This is a genomic window from Caballeronia cordobensis, from assembly GCF_001544575.2.
Lineage (GTDB): Bacteria > Pseudomonadota > Gammaproteobacteria > Burkholderiales > Burkholderiaceae > Caballeronia > Caballeronia cordobensis.
In genome coordinates this window covers 203,706-219,372 of the sequence record NZ_FCNY02000001.1, presented here as the reverse complement: position 1 = coordinate 219,372, position 15,667 = coordinate 203,706, and the positions used below count along the sequence as shown (strand labels likewise).

At 63.0% G+C, this 15,667-nt stretch carries 12 protein-coding genes; 8 read left to right on the top strand and 4 right to left on the bottom strand.

What is annotated here, in order from left to right:
• Nucleotides 1-178: 178 nt before the first annotated feature.
• Nucleotides 179-3,301, top strand: a complete 3,123-nt coding sequence (locus AWB70_RS00965) for a sensor domain-containing protein (RefSeq protein WP_053567598.1) — start codon at nt 179-181, stop codon at nt 3,299-3,301.
• Between the two features lie 6 nt (nt 3,302-3,307).
• On the opposite strand, the gene AWB70_RS00960 is transcribed toward AWB70_RS00965, so the two are convergent.
• Nucleotides 3,308-3,703, bottom strand: coding sequence for an acyl-CoA thioesterase (locus AWB70_RS00960; RefSeq protein WP_014190391.1), 396 nt, complete (start codon nt 3,701-3,703; stop codon nt 3,308-3,310).
• 236 nt (nt 3,704-3,939) lie between these two features.
• Here AWB70_RS00960 and AWB70_RS00955 point away from each other — a divergent pair, with 236 nt between their 5' ends.
• Complete coding sequence (locus tag AWB70_RS00955) at nt 3,940-5,829, top strand: ABCB family ABC transporter ATP-binding protein/permease (RefSeq protein ID WP_053567409.1); 1,890 nt, start codon at nt 3,940-3,942, stop codon at nt 5,827-5,829.
• A gap of 24 nt (nt 5,830-5,853) precedes the next feature.
• Here AWB70_RS00955 and AWB70_RS00950 read toward each other — a convergent pair whose 3' ends face one another.
• Both AWB70_RS00950 and AWB70_RS00945 read right to left on the bottom strand, forming a co-directional pair.
• Nucleotides 5,854-6,957: a hypothetical protein gene (locus AWB70_RS00950; protein WP_053567410.1), complete on the bottom strand. Its 1,104-nt coding sequence runs from the start codon at nt 6,955-6,957 to the stop codon at nt 5,854-5,856.
• A 168-nt stretch (nt 6,958-7,125) separates the two neighbouring features.
• A complete protein-coding gene (locus AWB70_RS00945; RefSeq protein WP_053567411.1) occupies nt 7,126-8,514 on the bottom strand; it encodes an MFS transporter in 1,389 nt (462 codons plus the stop codon).
• Nucleotides 8,515-8,779: 265 nt separating this feature from the next.
• Here AWB70_RS00945 and AWB70_RS00940 point away from each other — a divergent pair, with 265 nt between their 5' ends.
• The 6 genes from AWB70_RS00940 to AWB70_RS00915 all read left to right on the top strand — a co-directional run bounded on the left by AWB70_RS00940 (nt 8,780) and on the right by AWB70_RS00915 (nt 14,572).
• The gene (locus tag AWB70_RS00940; protein WP_053567412.1) at nt 8,780-9,751 is read left to right on the top strand and encodes a LysR family transcriptional regulator; all 972 of its coding nucleotides are present in this window, start codon (nt 8,780-8,782) and stop codon (nt 9,749-9,751) included.
• A 108-nt stretch (nt 9,752-9,859) separates the two neighbouring features.
• A complete protein-coding gene (locus tag AWB70_RS00935; protein ID WP_041730119.1) occupies nt 9,860-11,173 on the top strand; it encodes a Glu/Leu/Phe/Val family dehydrogenase in 1,314 nt (437 codons plus the stop codon).
• Between the two features lie 297 nt (nt 11,174-11,470).
• Nucleotides 11,471-12,364, top strand: a complete 894-nt coding sequence (locus tag AWB70_RS00930; protein ID WP_014190396.1) for a glutamate/aspartate ABC transporter substrate-binding protein — start codon at nt 11,471-11,473, stop codon at nt 12,362-12,364.
• A gap of 68 nt (nt 12,365-12,432) precedes the next feature.
• Nucleotides 12,433-13,173: an amino acid ABC transporter permease gene (locus AWB70_RS00925; protein WP_014190397.1), complete on the top strand. Its 741-nt coding sequence runs from the start codon at nt 12,433-12,435 to the stop codon at nt 13,171-13,173.
• A complete protein-coding gene (gene gltK / locus AWB70_RS00920; RefSeq protein ID WP_014190398.1) occupies nt 13,173-13,850 on the top strand; it encodes a glutamate/aspartate ABC transporter permease GltK in 678 nt (225 codons plus the stop codon). The genes AWB70_RS00925 and gltK overlap by 1 nt, the downstream gene beginning before the upstream one ends.
• Nucleotides 13,847-14,572 carry an amino acid ABC transporter ATP-binding protein gene (locus tag AWB70_RS00915; RefSeq protein WP_014190399.1) on the top strand — a complete coding sequence of 242 codons (726 nt, stop codon included), beginning with the start codon at nt 13,847-13,849 and terminating at the stop codon, nt 14,570-14,572. The genes gltK and AWB70_RS00915 overlap by 4 nt, the downstream gene beginning before the upstream one ends.
• Nucleotides 14,573-14,620: 48 nt before the next feature.
• Here the strand turns inward: AWB70_RS00915 and AWB70_RS00910 are convergent, their stop codons facing one another.
• The gene (locus AWB70_RS00910; protein WP_075644196.1) at nt 14,621-15,523 is read right to left on the bottom strand and encodes a class II glutamine amidotransferase; all 903 of its coding nucleotides are present in this window, start codon (nt 15,521-15,523) and stop codon (nt 14,621-14,623) included.
• Nucleotides 15,524-15,667 lie beyond the last annotated feature (144 nt).

Genomic DNA, 15,667 nt, shown 5'->3' with positions numbered 1-15,667 from the left:
AAGCGTGCGCTTTAGTCGGATTATTTGCGGACAAGCCCTAAATATAGGGCGAGCGGTGCCGTTATTGGGCGTTATCCATTAATCGCGGCGTGGAATGCTTTCACGCCGCGCATTCGCGTGGACGCGCTCAGGCCTTGATGCGCGTCCGACGCGCATCCAAGGATTCAGCCCGCCGCTCATGACCCGATTCCTCTCCAGAGGTTTGCTCGTCAACATCGCCGTCGTTCTGGCCGCGCTCGGCGCGAATGCGTTCGTCGCGTGCGAACGCATCGGCGGATTGCGCGACAGCGACGCCCGCACGTTGCGCTCGATGAGCCTCCTGCGCGATCTCGCGGCGTATCGCGGCTCGCTCGGCGAATCGCTCACGCAACTGAGCCGTTTCGAAGCGACCGGCATCGCCGACACCGAAGCGCGCCATCAGGAGCGCGTCGCGCATCTCGATGCGCTCGAAAGCGGCCTGCGCGCGCAATTCGCGATGGAGCCCGGCCTGAGCGCCGCCTTCGATGCGCTCGCCGCACGCGCCGCCGTGATGCGCCGTGACGCCGATCAGGCGTTCGAGAAAGCGAAGCACGCCCGCCCCGACGACTCCCGCGCCTGGGCCGATGCCGCGTTCGTCACGCTGGGCGAAGATCAGCAGGCCGTCGACGAAGAAATCGCCGCCATGCGCACGCGCATCGACAACGCGACGATCAGCGCGCTCGATGAGTCCGCGCAGGCGTCGAGCGGCACCATGCTGCTGCTCGTCTTCACGATGCTCGCGGGCAGCGGCGTGCTCATCTATCTGTTTGCGAGCCACGAGCGCCAGTCGCGCGAAAAGCTCGGCGTCGTGCGCGCGAGGCAGCGCAGCAACGAACGCTTTCGCGGCATGTTCGAGGCGCATCCCGTGCCGATGTGGATCGTCGATCGCGAAACGATGCGCTTCATCGCCGTGAATCCGGCCGCGATCGCACGCTTCGGCTTCAACGAGCCGGAGTTCATGAACATGACGCTGCGCGATCTGCACCACGCCGACGACTTCGACAGCTTCGCCGCGCGGCTCGCGCGCAGCGGCCGCGAAACGGGCGACGGGCCGATGTCGGCGATCTCCGGACAAGGCCCGGCGGGCGTGTGGCGCTATCGCTGCAAGGACGGCTCGATCGTCAGCGCCGATGTGTCGCATCACGCGCTCGCCTATTCGAACCGGCCCGGCATCTTCATGCTGGCCAACGACGTCACGGATCGCATCAACGCGGAAGCCGAGGCGCGCCGCTCGAACGAGATGCTCGAAGCGGTCATCGACAATATTCCGCAGCGCGTGTTCTGGAAAGACCGCGAGTTGCGCTATCTCGGCTGCAACAACGCGTTCGCGCGCGACGCGGGTCTTGCGTACAACGAGCAGGTCATCGGCAAGACGGATTACGAACTGCCGTGGAGCGCGCTCGCGGATGTCGTGCGCGCCGACGACGAAGAAGTCATCGTCACGACGGTGCCGAAGATGCATCACGAGCGCGACATCGTGATGGGCGACGAGTTGCGCACCGTGGTCTCCAGCAAGCTGCCGCTGCTCGATGGCGAAGGCCAGACGATCGGCATACTCGGCTCGTATCACGACGTCACCGATCACAAGCGCGCCGAGCTCGCGCTGCGCCTGCAAAGCCGTGCGCTCGACGCGAGCGTGAACGCGATCCTGATTACGGGCGTGGTCGACGGCGCGAACGTGATCGAGTACGCGAATCCGGCGTTCAAGCGCATCACCGGTTATGACCCGAGCGAGGTCATCGGCCACGATTGCCGCTTCCTGCACGGACCGGACGGCGATCAGGACGGGCTCACCGCAATTCGCCGCGCGCTCGCCGTCAACACCGAGGCGAGCGTCGTGGTGCGCAACTATCGCAAGGACGGCGCGCTTTTCTGGAATCAGCTTTTCGTCGCGCCCGTGCCGAACGCGCAGGGATTGACCACGCATCACATCGGCATCATCAACGACGTGACCGACCTGATGCGCTATCAGGAAGAGCTCGAATATCAGGCGAATTACGACACGCTCACGCGCCTGCCGAACCGCAATCTGCTGCGCGACCGGCTGCAGCATGCGATCGAGACGGCGCGGCGGCGCGAGACGAAGATCGCCGTCGTGTTCATGGATCTCGACGGCTTCAAGAACGTGAACGACAGCCTCGGCCACAGCGTCGGCGACCGGCTGCTCGCGGTGATCGCGGATCGGCTCGCACGCTCGGCGCGGTCGAGCGATACCGTGGCGCGTCACGGCGGCGACGAGTTCGTGGTCGTGCTGCCCGATCTCACCGACGAAGCCGGCCTGATCGCGTGGATGGAGCGCACGCGCGCGGCGATCTCCGAACCGGTCTGGCTCGACGACACCGAGCTGTACGTGGGCTGCAGCATGGGCGCGAGTCTCTTCCCGCAAGACGGCGACGATGCCGAAACCGTCATGAAGAAGGCCGATCTCGCGATGTACCGCGCGAAAGACATGGGCCGCAATACGTACCAGTTCTATCAGCCGGAGATGAACGCGAGCGTCGGCGCGCGCATGAATCTCGAACGCCGCCTGCGCCGCGCGCTGCGCGACGGCGAGTTCCTGCTGCACTATCAGCCGCAGGTGGACATGACGACGCGCGCGATCGTCGGCATCGAGGCGCTCGTGCGCTGGCACGATCCCGAGCAGGGACTGGTCTCGCCGGCGTCGTTCATTCCGGTGGCGGAGGAGAGCGGGCTGATCGGGCCGCTGTCCGAATGGGTGCTGCGCGAGGCGTGCCGGCAGAACAAGGCGTGGCAGGATGCGGGACTGCCGCCGGCGCGGGTTTCGGTGAATCTGTCGGCGCGGCATTTTCAGCAGCGCAACATTGCGCGGCTCGTGACGTCCGTGCTCGAAGAGACCGGCCTCGCGCCGCGCTATCTCGAACTCGAACTCACCGAAAGCGCGATCATGCGCAACGCCGAGGAAGCCATCACGATGCTTTCGGAGCTATCGGCGCTGGGTATCGGCATTGCCATCGACGACTTCGGCACGGGCTATTCGAGCCTTTCGTATCTGAAGCGCTTTCCGGTGCATCGGCTGAAGATCGACCGCTCGTTCGTCGCGGATATCGGCGCGTCGAGCGACGACGAAACCATCACGTCGGCGATCATCGCGCTCGCGCATTCGCTGGAATTGCAGGTGATCGCGGAAGGCGTGGAAACGCACGCGCAGCACGACTTCCTGCGCGAGCGCGATTGCGACGAGATGCAAGGCTATCTGTTCTCGCGCCCGATGCCGCACGAGGCGATTCCCGGCCTGCTACAGCAAGGCGTACTGCCTCACTGAGTCTCTTCAGTCGAGCGACGGCAGCACGCGCGGACGGCGGTCGCGGTCGGTCGCGACGTAGGTGAGCGTGGCTTCCGTCACCTTGACGACTTCTTCGGCGAGGCTCATGCGCTGCGCATACACCTCGACCGATACCGTCACGGACGTGTTGCCGGTCTTCACGATATCGGCGTAAAAGCTCAGCAGATCGCCGACGAACACCGGATGTTTGAACAGAAACGAATTCACCGCGACGGTCGCGACGCGGCCATTCGCGCGGCGGCTCGCCGGAATGGCGCCGGCGATATCCACTTGCGCCATGATCCAGCCGCCGAAGACGTCGCCGTGGACGTTGGCGTCGCTGGGTTGGGGCACGACGCGCAGCGCGACGTGCTTGTCGGGAAGTGTCGATGGTTCGGCCATGAAGAGAGTCCGGTTTGCGCGGCATGGGCCGAGGCTCGCGGCGCCAAGCGGCCCCTTGAAGCTTCTGCGACAATGCCTATTTATGAAGAGGCCCGCGGGCGCGAGGCAATGACCTCGAAAGCGCCAGGGGCTTCCAGTAAATTGTACGGGAAAGCATGTGGCCGACGTGCTCCCGCTTCGACTATAAGCGTCCCCGACGCCGCGCCCCCACGCGACGCGCTCACACAATACGACTCATGCGCCGCTATTCCAACAGCGAGCCCGGGCCCATGCCCCAGGGCCCGCGCAACGACTGGCAGACGATCCGCTCGCTGCTGCCTTATCTCACCACGTACAAATGGCGCGTCGCGTTCGCGCTGACCTGCCTGATCGGCGCGAAGGTCGCGAATCTCGGCGTGCCGATCGTGATGAAGCATATCGTCGATGGTCTCGCCTCCGTGCAGCATCTCACCGCGCTCGGGCGCGCGAACGATGCGCCGGGCATCGTCCTCATCGGCGGTATCGGGCTGCTGGTGGTCGCGTATGCGGGCGTGCGGCTGTCGACTTCGCTCTTTACCGAGCTGCGCGAACTGCTCTTCGCCAAAGTCACCGAAAGCGCCGTGCGGCAACTCGCGCTGCAGGTGTTTCGCCATCTGCATTCGCTGTCGCTGCGTTTTCATCTGGAGCGGCAGACGGGCGGCATGTCGCGCGATATCGAACGCGGCACGCGCGGCATTCAGCAACTCGTCTCGTATTCGCTGTACAGCATCTTGCCGACGCTCGTCGAAGTCGGGCTCGTGCTCGCGTTCTTCGTGACGAAATACGAGGCGTACTACGCCATCGTCACGTTCGTTGCGCTCGTGACGTACATCGTGTTCACGGTGAAAGTGACCGAGTGGCGCACGCACTTTCGCCGCACGATGAACGATCTCGATTCGAAGGCAAACTCGCGCGCGATCGATTCGCTGCTCAACTACGAGACCGTGAAGTACTTCGGCAACGAAGCGTGGGAAGCGCGCCGTTACGATGAAAACCTGCAGCGTTATCGCACGGCGGCGATCAAGTCGCAGCGCTCGCTGTCGATGCTGAATTTCGGGCAGCAGACGATCATCGGCCTCGGGCTCGTGTTCATTCTGTGGCGCGCGACGCAGGGCGTGATGGCGGGGCGGCTCACGCTCGGCGATCTCGTGCTCATCAACACGTTCATGCTGCAGCTTTATATCCCGCTGAATTTTTTAGGCGTGGTGTATCGCGAACTGAAGCAGGCGCTGACCGACATGGATCGCATGTTCACGCTGCTATCCGCGGGCCGCGAAGTGCCCGATGCGCCGAACGCGCCGCCGCTCGCCGTGCGTGGCGGCGAAGTGCGTTTCGAGAACGTGAGCTTCGCGTATGAGAAGGCGCGGCAGATTCTGCATGGCGTCGATTTCACGATTCCGGCCGGTACGACGACCGCGGTGGTCGGACACAGCGGTTCCGGCAAATCGACGCTCGGCCGCCTGCTTTTTCGCTTCTACGATCTCGATCGCGCGCAGGGCGGAAGCATCACGATCGACGGGCAGGATATTCGCGACGTGACGCAGGATTCGTTGCGCACGGCAATCGGCATCGTGCCGCAGGACACGGTGCTCTTCAACGATTCGATCTACTACAACATCGCGTACGGACGGCCGTCGGCGAGCCGCGAGGAAGTCATTGCGGCGGCGCGCGCGGCGCATATCCACGAGTTCATCGAGGCGCTGCCGGCGGGCTACGACACGGCGGTCGGCGAACGCGGGCTGAAGCTGTCGGGCGGCGAGAAGCAGCGCGTCGCGATCGCGCGCACGCTGCTCAAGAATCCGCCCATTTTGATTTTCGACGAAGCCACGTCCGCGCTCGATTCGAAATCCGAGCGCGCGATTCAGCGCGAACTCGATTCGATCGCGCGCGAGAGGACGACGCTCATCATCGCGCACCGGCTTTCGACGGTCGTGCACGCGCAGCAGATCATCGTGATGGATCACGGACGCATCGTGGAGCGCGGCACGCACGCGGAATTGCTGAGCGCGGGCGGGTTGTTTGCGCAGATGTGGGCGTTGCAGCAGCAACGGGCGGTAGAGGCGCACAACAGTGCAGCGACCGAGCACGCGCACACTGCGGGCGTGTAGAACCGGTCGCGTGCGCTGTCTGCTTTACGGATGGTTGTTCGAATACCAGTACCGAAGCTCGAATGCCGCGCCCAACCCGATCTTTTGCTGCAAGTAATATTGCTCGCGGCTCATCAGCTCATCGGAATCGGCTGCGAAGCAGCAATTGCCGTTGATGGTCGTGTACTGTCCGACGTTCATGCCGAGCATCGTGAAAGGATACAGGCCGTTCAGGAAGAAATACCAGTTCGCGGCGTCCTCCTTAGTCATGGTTGGCGAGGAGCTGGCCATCGAGCCGACGTGATCCTGCATATGAAGCCAGATCGGGCCGCCGTCGTTCGCGTGATAGGAATTGAACGGATGCACACCTGCTCGCACGGCGTTGAAGAAGGTTTTGAGGTGGCTCTCCAGCAAGGTTTTGTCTGAAGCAGTCACGTTGTAGGGCAACACCTGAAAACCGGGCGACCAGACAAACGCGCGATTGGGCGCCACGCTCGACAGATCCTTGATGTGCTCGATCATGAAGGCCTCGTAGCCTTGTTCGACAGCGGGATCGGTGAACAAGTCGAGCAGGCTTTCCTGAGAGACATACCAGTGATAGAGCACCTTCGGGTTGTTCGATTTGCTCACATAGTCCTGAAAGGCCTGTGCGACCTTCAGCGAGCGCTGCAGCATGTTCGTGCGGAAGTTCGGATCTTTGATGCCCTCGCGATACGTGATCCACGAATCGCCCGCACCCGCAGGCTTCGCGCCGTTCAGATCGATCGTTCCGACGAAGACGTTATCGAAATTGCATGGCCCGTTGCCGCCCGGAAAGTAAGGCAGCAACGCGTTGAGCCTATCGGTTAGCAGAACGTCATTGGCCGTCGGCGTGGTTTCCAGCGGCGAAGCGTTCGGATCGGCGGACGCGACATCGGTCAGCACGAGGTTCTGAATCAGGCCCGGATTGGCGGGATTGCGATGCTCCGAGCAAACGTAGTTCATCTTCGAGACCAGATCGCTCGTTGAAGTGCTCCATGTTGATACCTGGATCATCAGACTCTTGGGCTGTCCTCCGGTCGTGGCCGACGCGGCGGAAGCGTTGCCCGAGCAAACGGAAACAAGCATCGCGGCGAGCGCCACGATGCGTAATGTTTTGACGATGCGCATTTGATTTGATTCGCCTTGTATGGATTGGTCTGCGGCGAACGAGCAATGAATGCGGGGCCTGTTCGCTGCATCGGCCAATCTATCGAGAACGGACAAATCAGATAACCAGAAAACTCCCATCCATATTGGTTCGCCGACAATATGTCGCGCAGCCCATGAGCGACTGCCTCACTCCATCGCGTGCGCCCCGCCGATCGCGACGCCATCGTGCGCATGCGACGAAGTCGACGACCAGCGCAGCCACTGCCCGCGCAGCACGAACAAGGCGCCGAACGCGCAGGTCGCGAGCACGCCGAAAGTGGCGAAGCCCATCTGATAGCTGCCGGTGCTTTCCTTGGCGATGCCCATGATCACCGGCAGATAGAACCCGCCGATCCCGCCCGCCGCACCGACGATCCCCGACAGCAGCCCCGTCTTGCCCTTCCAGCGATGCGGCACGAGCTGGAACGTCGAACCGTTGCCCAGCCCGAACGCGATATACAGGCAAACGAGGATCGCGAGACCGCCCGCAACCGGCGGCATGAAGATCGCGAACGCGAAGTCGCCGGCGGCAATCGCGGCGAGCAGCACGAGCAGCGCGCGCACGCCCGTCACGCGATCCGCGACATAGCCGCCGAACGGCCGCACGATCGCGCCGAGAAACGCGAGCAGCGACATGAAGAGGCCGGCTTCGAGCTTCGGCATCTGATACAGCGACGTGAGCAGGAGCGTCACATACGACGACATCCCCACGAACCCGCCGAACGTGATGCTGTAGATGAGCATGACGACCCACGTATCGCGTTCGCGCAGCACCGACCGGTAGCGCCGCGGCAGCACCGCGATGGCGATCAGCGCGCCAATCACAGGCAACAGCAGCACGCCGGCCCTGCCGCCGCCGAACACGCCGCCGTGCACCGCGAGCACGAGCACGATCAGGCTGAAAAGCGTCACCGCGAAGCTGGACAGCGCGCGCATCGTGCTGCCGGTTTTCTCGCCCGCATCCGCCGCCCACGCGTAGAGCGCGACCGCCGTGATCGCGAGCAGCGGCAAGGCGGCGGCGGTCGACATCCGCCAGCCGAAGGCATCGGCGAGATGCGGGAACAGGAAGCCGTCGAGCACCGCGCCGATATTGCCTGCGGCGGCGAGACCGAGCACAAGTCCTTGCACCTTCGGCGGATAGTTGCTGCCGGCCATCGGCAGCGCAACGGCGAAGCTCGCGCCGCCCATGCCGAGAAACACGCCGAGCACGAGCAGAAGCGAATACGACGGCGCGCCGGACATGAGCGGCAGCACGATCGATGGAATCGACGACAGCGCGACGCCCATCAGCGCGACGCGCCGTCCGTCGGCGGATTGATAGAGATTGCCGAGCGTCACGCGCAGGATCGCCGCGGCGAGCACCGGCACCGCGACCAGAAAGCCCTGTTGCGCGGCGGACATCGTCACGTCGCGGCCGATGAACGGCGCGAGCGGTCCGTACAACACCCAGACGGTGAAGCCCGTGTCGAAGTAAAGGAAGCAGGCGAGCAGCGAGCGCCAGTTGCCGCTCTTGAGCGATGCGATCAGATTGGACATTGCATGTACCGTGAATGCGCGCGCTGCCGAACCGGCACGCGACGGCCCTGAAAATTGCAAGCATCATGCCAATGGAATGCCCATTCGAGCGATGCGACATGTCGCGCCAGCGCTGACGCGGCACGCGAGCGAAAGCCCGGGCGGAGTCGTCCGGACACGAGAGCACCGCGCGTGTGCGTCGCCGCCTGGCGTTGGTGCGCCGCGCCTTCGCACGGTTCATGCGCCCGCTAGAATGTGCGGTCTTGGTCCTCACGCGCGCATCGACATGGAACTCAAATGGCTGGAAGACTTCGTCTCGCTTGCGGAGACGCGCAGCTTTAGCCGCTCCGCCGAACTGAGGCACATCACGCAGCCCGCATTCTCGCGACGCATCCAGGCGCTGGAAGCGTGGCTCGGCACGGAGCTCATCGACCGTTCCGTGTATCCGACGCGCCTCACGCAAGCCGGCAACGTGTTCTACGAACAGGCGCTCGCGATGCTCTCGCAGTTCCACGAGGCGCGCACGCTGCTGCGCGGGCAGGGCGGCGTGCCGTCGGCGACCATCGAATTCGCCGTGCCGCACACGCTTTCGCTCACGTACTTTCCGCGCTGGCTCGAACACATCGAGGCGCGGCTCGGGCGCATCCGCACGCGGTTGCGCGCGCTGAACGTGCACGATGCGGTGCTGTCGCTCGTCGAAGGCGGCTGCGATCTCGTGATGGGCTATCACCATCCGAGTCATCCGGTCGCACTCGATCCCGCGCGCTACGACATGCTCACGCTCGGCGCGGAGCCGATCAGCCCGTTCTCGGCGGTCACGAAAGGCGGCCGCGCGCGCTTCACGCTGCCCGCGACGGCCGAGTCGCCGGCGCCGTATCTGTCGTACACGCCGAACGCGTATCTCGGGCGCATGACGGAAGTGATCATCGCGACCGCGCCCGCGCGGCTCTATCTCGACAAGGTCTATGAAACCGATATGGCCGAAGGACTGAAAGCGATGGCGCTCGCGGGCCACGGCGTCGCGTTTCTGCCGCACAGCGCGGTCGAGGACGCGGTGGAAGAGGGGCGGCTCGTGCGCCTCGATCGCGGCACGCGCGGCACGCCCGCCGGCCAGTTCACGCTGACCATGGAAATCCGGCTTTATCGGGACAAGCTCGCCGCCGCCGGCGAGGAGCCACGTCAGGCGTTGATGCGCGCGCTCTGGGATGCCGTCGGCGAGGAATTGCAGAAGGAATCCGCGGAAAAGCCCGCCGCGTAAGGCGCTCCGACGTTATGCACAAAATGCATGATGGGATGACCAAACGGCATTGGATTTGGAAACGCCGTTTTTCGACAATGAGCGCATTCCTTCACCGCTGGAGCCTCAATGTCTGCCTCGAAGCAACCTGTGCAAGCGCCGGACGCAAAACACGCCATTCCGTCGTATCTCCATGCCGACGATCTCGGACCGTGGGGAAACTATCTGCAGCAGGTCGACCGCGTCGCCCCGTATCTCGGTTCGCTCTCCCGCTGGCTCGAAACGCTCAAGCGCCCGAAGCGCATTCTCGTCGTCGATTGCCCCATCGAACTCGATAACGGCACCGTCGCGCACTTCGAAGGCTATCGCGTGCAGCACAACACGTCGCGCGGTCCCGGCAAGGGCGGCGTGCGTTACCACCAGGATGTGACGCTCTCCGAAGTGATGGCGCTGTCCGCGTGGATGTCGGTGAAGAACGCGGCCGTGAACGTGCCGTACGGCGGTGCGAAGGGCGGCATCCGCGTCGATCCGCGCACGCTGTCGCGTGGCGAACTCGAACGCGTGACGCGTCGTTATACGAGCGAGATCGGCATCATCATCGGGCCGAACACGGACATTCCCGCGCCGGACGTGAACACGAACGAGCAGATCATGGCGTGGATGATGGACACGTACTCCATGAACCAGGGCCAGACGGCGACGGGCGTCGTGACCGGCAAGCCGATCTCGCTCGGCGGTTCGCTCGGCCGCAAGGAAGCGACGGGGCGTGGCGTGTTCGTCGTCGGCACGGAAGCGGCGCGGCGCATCGGCATGGAAATCGAAGGCGCACGCATCGCGGTGCAGGGCTTCGGCAACGTCGGCGGCATCGCGGCGAAGCTGTTCCAGGAAGCGGGCGCGAAGGTGATCGCCGTGCAGGATCACACGGGCACGATTCATAACTCGAAGGGCCTCGATACCATCGCGCTGCTCGATCACGTTGCGAAGAACGGCGGCGTGGGCGGTTTCGCGGGCGCGGACCCGGTGCAGGCGGAAGAATTCTGGATGATCGAAAGCGACATCCTGATTCCGGCGGCGCTGGAAAATCAGATCACCGAGAAGAACGCGGCGAAGATTCGCACGAAGATCGTCGTGGAGGGCGCGAACGGCCCGACCACGACCGCGGCGGACGACATCCTCACCGACAAGGGCATCCTCGTCATTCCCGACGTGATCGCGAATGCGGGCGGCGTGACCGTGTCGTACTTCGAGTGGGTGCAGGATTTCTCCAGCTTCTTCTGGACCGAGGACGAGATCAACCAGCGTCTCGAGCGCGTGATGCGCGAAGCGTTCGCCGGCGTGTGGCAGGTCGCGAGCGAGCACCAGGTGTCGGTGCGCACGGCGGCGTTCATCGTCGCGTGTACGCGGATCCTGCAGGCGCGCGAAATGCGCGGTCTGTATCCCTGATCCGATGCGCTTCGAAGCGTGTCCGGCGAGCAGCTCGCGGCAAGCGGGCTGCGATCGCGCCCTTTAAAAATGCGGGCGGTATTCCCACGGGAATGCCGCCCGCATTTGCATTAAAACTACAGGTCGGCGGCCTAGCTGTATTCGGTCAAGCATCTGCGTTAAAACGCCAGTAATATGCGCGCTCGCAGCGGGTTGCACCGACCGTCTCGCAAATAAGACGACGTGGGTTAACAATCATTCTTTCAGAATAATTACCCTGCTAAACTTGCCCCGTTTTTTGCCACAGGAGATCGAACAATGAAGATTAAAAAGGCTGCGCTGCTCGTCGCCGCGCTCGGGTTCATCGCAACGAGCGCTTACGCTCAGGACGCCGGCACGCTCAAGAAGATCAAGGACACGGGTGTGATCTCGCTGGGGCATCGCGAATCGTCCATTCCGTTTTCCTACTATGACGACAAGCAGAACGTCGTCGGCTATTCGCACGAGTTCGCGCTGAAAGTCGTGGAAGCGGTCAAGCAGAAGCTCGGCATGCAGGACCTGAAGGTGAAGCTCACGCCGATCACCTCGCAGAACCGCATTCCGCTCGTGCAGAACGGCACCGTGGATATCGAGTGCGGCTCGACCACGAACAACGCCGAGCGCCAGCAGCAGGTTTCCTTCTCGAACACGATCTTCGTCATCGGCACGCGCCTCATGACCAAGAAGGATTCCGGCGTGAAGGACTGGGCCGACCTGAAGGGCAAGACCGTCGTGACGACCGCCGGCACCACGTCCGAGCGCCTGCTTCGCAAGATGAATCAGGACAAGAACATGGGCATGAACATCATCAGCGCGAAGGATCACGGCGAATCGTTCCTGACGCTGTCGACCGGCCGCGCCGTCGCGTTCATGATGGACGACGCCTTGCTCGCCGGCGAGCGCGCCAAGTCGAACAACCCGAACGATTTCGTGATCGTCGGCGCGCCGCAATCGCATGAAGCGTACGGCTGCATGATCCGCAAGAACGATCCGGAATTCAAGAAGGTCGTCGACGACGCGATCGCCAAGGTCGAAACGTCGGGCGAAGCGGACAAGATCTACAAGAAGTGGTTCGAAAGCCCGATCCCGCCGAAGGGTCTCAACCTCAACTTCCCTGAAAGTGACGACATGAAGGCTCTCTACAAGAGCCCGAATGACAAGGCAATCGACTAACCGGTTCGGTAATCGAACAGACGAAACGGAAGGAGCTTGCTTCTTCCGTTTCTTTTTGGAGTGAGTCCATGTCTTATCACTGGAACTGGGGCGTACTGCTGAGTCCGGTTTCGACCGGCGAGCCCACCACTTATCTCGGCTGGCTGATCTCCGGCTTCTGGGTGACGATTACCGTGTCGCTCGCGGCGTGGGTGATCGCGCTCGTGGTCGGCTCGTTGTTCGGCATCTTGCGCACGGTCCCGAATCGCACGCTGGCAGGCATCGGCACCGTCTACGTCGCGATCTTCCGTAACATTCCGCTGATCGTGCAGTTCTTCGTCTGGTATCTCGTGATACCGGAACTGCTGCCCGTCTCGTGGGGCAACTGGTTCAAGCAACTGCCGCCTTCCGCGCAGTTCTTTTCGTCGTCGATCATCTGTCTCGGGCTCTTCACCGGCGCGCGCGTGTGCGAACAGGTGCGCTCGGGCATCAACGCGCTGCCGCGCGGACAGCGCAACGCGGGCCTCGCGATGGGCTTCACGCAATGGCAGACGTATCGCTATGTGCTGATGCCGGTCGCGTACCGCATCATCGTGCCGCCGCTCACGTCGGAATTCCTCAACGTGTTCAAGAACTCGGCGGTGGCATCGACCATCGGTCTGCTCGATCTGTCCGCGCAGGCGCGCCAGCTCGTGGACTACACGGCGCAGACGTATGAGTCGTTCATCGCGGTGACGATCGCCTACATGATCATCAACCTCGTCGTGATGCAGCTCATGCGCTGGGTCGAGGCGAAGACGCGGCTGCCTGGCTACATCGGAGGCAAGTAATGCATCAGTTCAACTGGAGTGACATTCTCACGCAGTGGCCCACGCTGATGACGGGCGCCAAGATCACGCTGCAGATCACCGTGCTCGCCATCGTGGTCGGCATCATCTGGGGAACGGTGCTCGCGCTTTTCCGGCTGTCGGGCGTGAAGCCGCTGCAATGGTTCGCGAGCGCGTATGTCACACTGTTCCGCTCGATCCCGCTCGTGATGGTCCTGCTGTGGTTCTTCCTGATCGTGCCGCAGCTGCTGCAGAACGTGCTCGGGCTCTCGGCGGATATCGACATCCGTCTCGCCTCGGCGATGGTCGCGTTCTCGCTGTTCGAAGCCGCGTACTATTCGGAAATCATCCGCGCCGGCATTCAGGCGGTGCCGCGCGGCCAGGTGAACGCGGCGTTCGCGCTCGGCATGACCTACGGCCAGGCGATGAAGCTCGTCGTGCTGCCGCAGGCGTTCCGCGCGATGGTGCCGCTTCTGCTCACGCAGGCCATCGTCTTGTTCCAGGATACGTCGCTCGTGTACGTCATCAGTCTCGCGGACTTCTTCCGCACGGCGACGAACATCGGGGACCGCGACGGCACATCCGTCGAGATGATCCTGTTCGCGGGCGCGTGCTATTTCGTGATCTGCGTGGTGGCGTCGGCCCTCGTCAAAAGTCTTCAGAAAAAGGTCGCAAGATGATCTCTATCAAGAATGTTTCCAAGTGGTACGGGCAGTTTCAGGTGCTGACGGACTGCACGACCGAAGTGAAGAAGGGCGAGGTCGTCGTGGTGTGCGGCCCGTCGGGTTCGGGCAAGTCGACGCTCATCAAGACCGTGAACGGCCTGGAGCCGTTCCAGAAGGGCGAGATCACGATCAACGGCCAGTCGCTCACCGACAAGAAGACGAATCTGTCGAAGCTGCGTTCGAAGGTCGGCATGGTGTTTCAGCACTTCGAGCTGTTTCCGCATCTGACGATCACGCAGAACCTGACGCTCGCGCAGGTCAAGGTGCTCGGCCGTTCGAACGACGAAGCCGCGCAAAAGGGCATGAAGCTGCTCGATCGCGTCGGCCTGCGCGCGCATGCGGACAAGTTTCCGGGCCAGCTTTCGGGCGGTCAGCAGCAGCGCGTGGCGATTGCGCGCGCGCTGTCGATGGACCCGATCGCGATGCTCTTCGACGAACCCACGTCCGCGCTCGATCCCGAAATGATCAACGAAGTGCTCGACGTGATGGTCGAACTCGCACAGGAAGGCATGACCATGATGTGCGTGACGCACGAAATGGGCTTTGCGAAGAAAGTGGCGAACCGCGTGATCTTCATGGACCGCGGGTTGATCGTGGAGGACGATCAGAAGGAAGCGTTCTTCGCAAATCCGAAGTCCGACCGGGCGAAGGATTTTCTGGCGAAAATCCTGCACTGATCTCGTTGCAGGAAAAAACGGCGCTTCAAGAAATGAAGCGCCGTTTTTTTATTCAATACCGAGTTCGCTTTCCACCGCCGCCGTCGAGCGGATTTCGTCGATCTTCAACGCCGAACCGACGCACGCCTTCGCAAGCGGCACCGCGGCCTTCTTCGCGACTTCCTCCGGCACCGGAATGTTCACCGAACGCGCAAGATCGCCGCCCTGGAACATGGCGAGATCGCCGGGCGCGAAGCGTGTCCAGACTTCATTGTCGGTGAGCGGCGACGTGGCGATCACCGCGACGCGGTCTTCCGGCGTCGTGTACTTGGCGAAGTCGATCGACATGTCCGCGTCGATCAGATGCGCCGTCGAGAACGGCCAGCTCCGCACCAGATAGTACAAATGCGTCGAGCAGTGCGAGAAGAGCGCCTGCCCGTTCGACATCAGGAAGTTGAACACGCCGTGTTGCGTGATGCCGCGCGTGAGCTCGGCGAGCGCGTCGAAGAGTTCTTCGAGCGGCGGCTGCGAGCAGGGAAACGCGCGGCGCAAGCCTTGCAGCAGCGCGCAGAACGCAAGTTCGCTGTCCGTCGTGCCGACCGGCTGATACACGCCCGTGAGTTCCGGCGCATGGCCGACGAGATCGCCGTTGTGCGCGAAGATCCAGTGCCGTCCCCACAGCTCGCGCATGAACGGATGGCAGTTTTCGAGCAGGATGTGCCCCTGCGTCGCCTTGCGGATATGCGCGATCGTGTTCTTCGATTTGATCGGATAGCGCTTCACCATGTCCGCGAGCGGCGAACTGGCGGACGACTGATGATCGATGAAAAGCCGGCAGGCCTTGTCCTCGAAAAACGCGATGCCCCAACCGTCCGCGTGATGATCCGTCACCCCGCCGCGCGCCGCGAAACCGGTGAACGAGAAGGTCACGTCCGTGGGTTCGGCGCAGTTCATTCCAAGAAGTTGGCACATGATGCTGGGGCGGGCGGCTAATGGAGCGGCTCAGGGCCTGGTTGTTACAATACGTCCGACAAGCATATCACCGAGGTCAGTGCGAAAAAATCGCGCGAGCGCTCCCAGGCGGGCGCGTTGTGGATTTTCCACGGCGATTTTTCC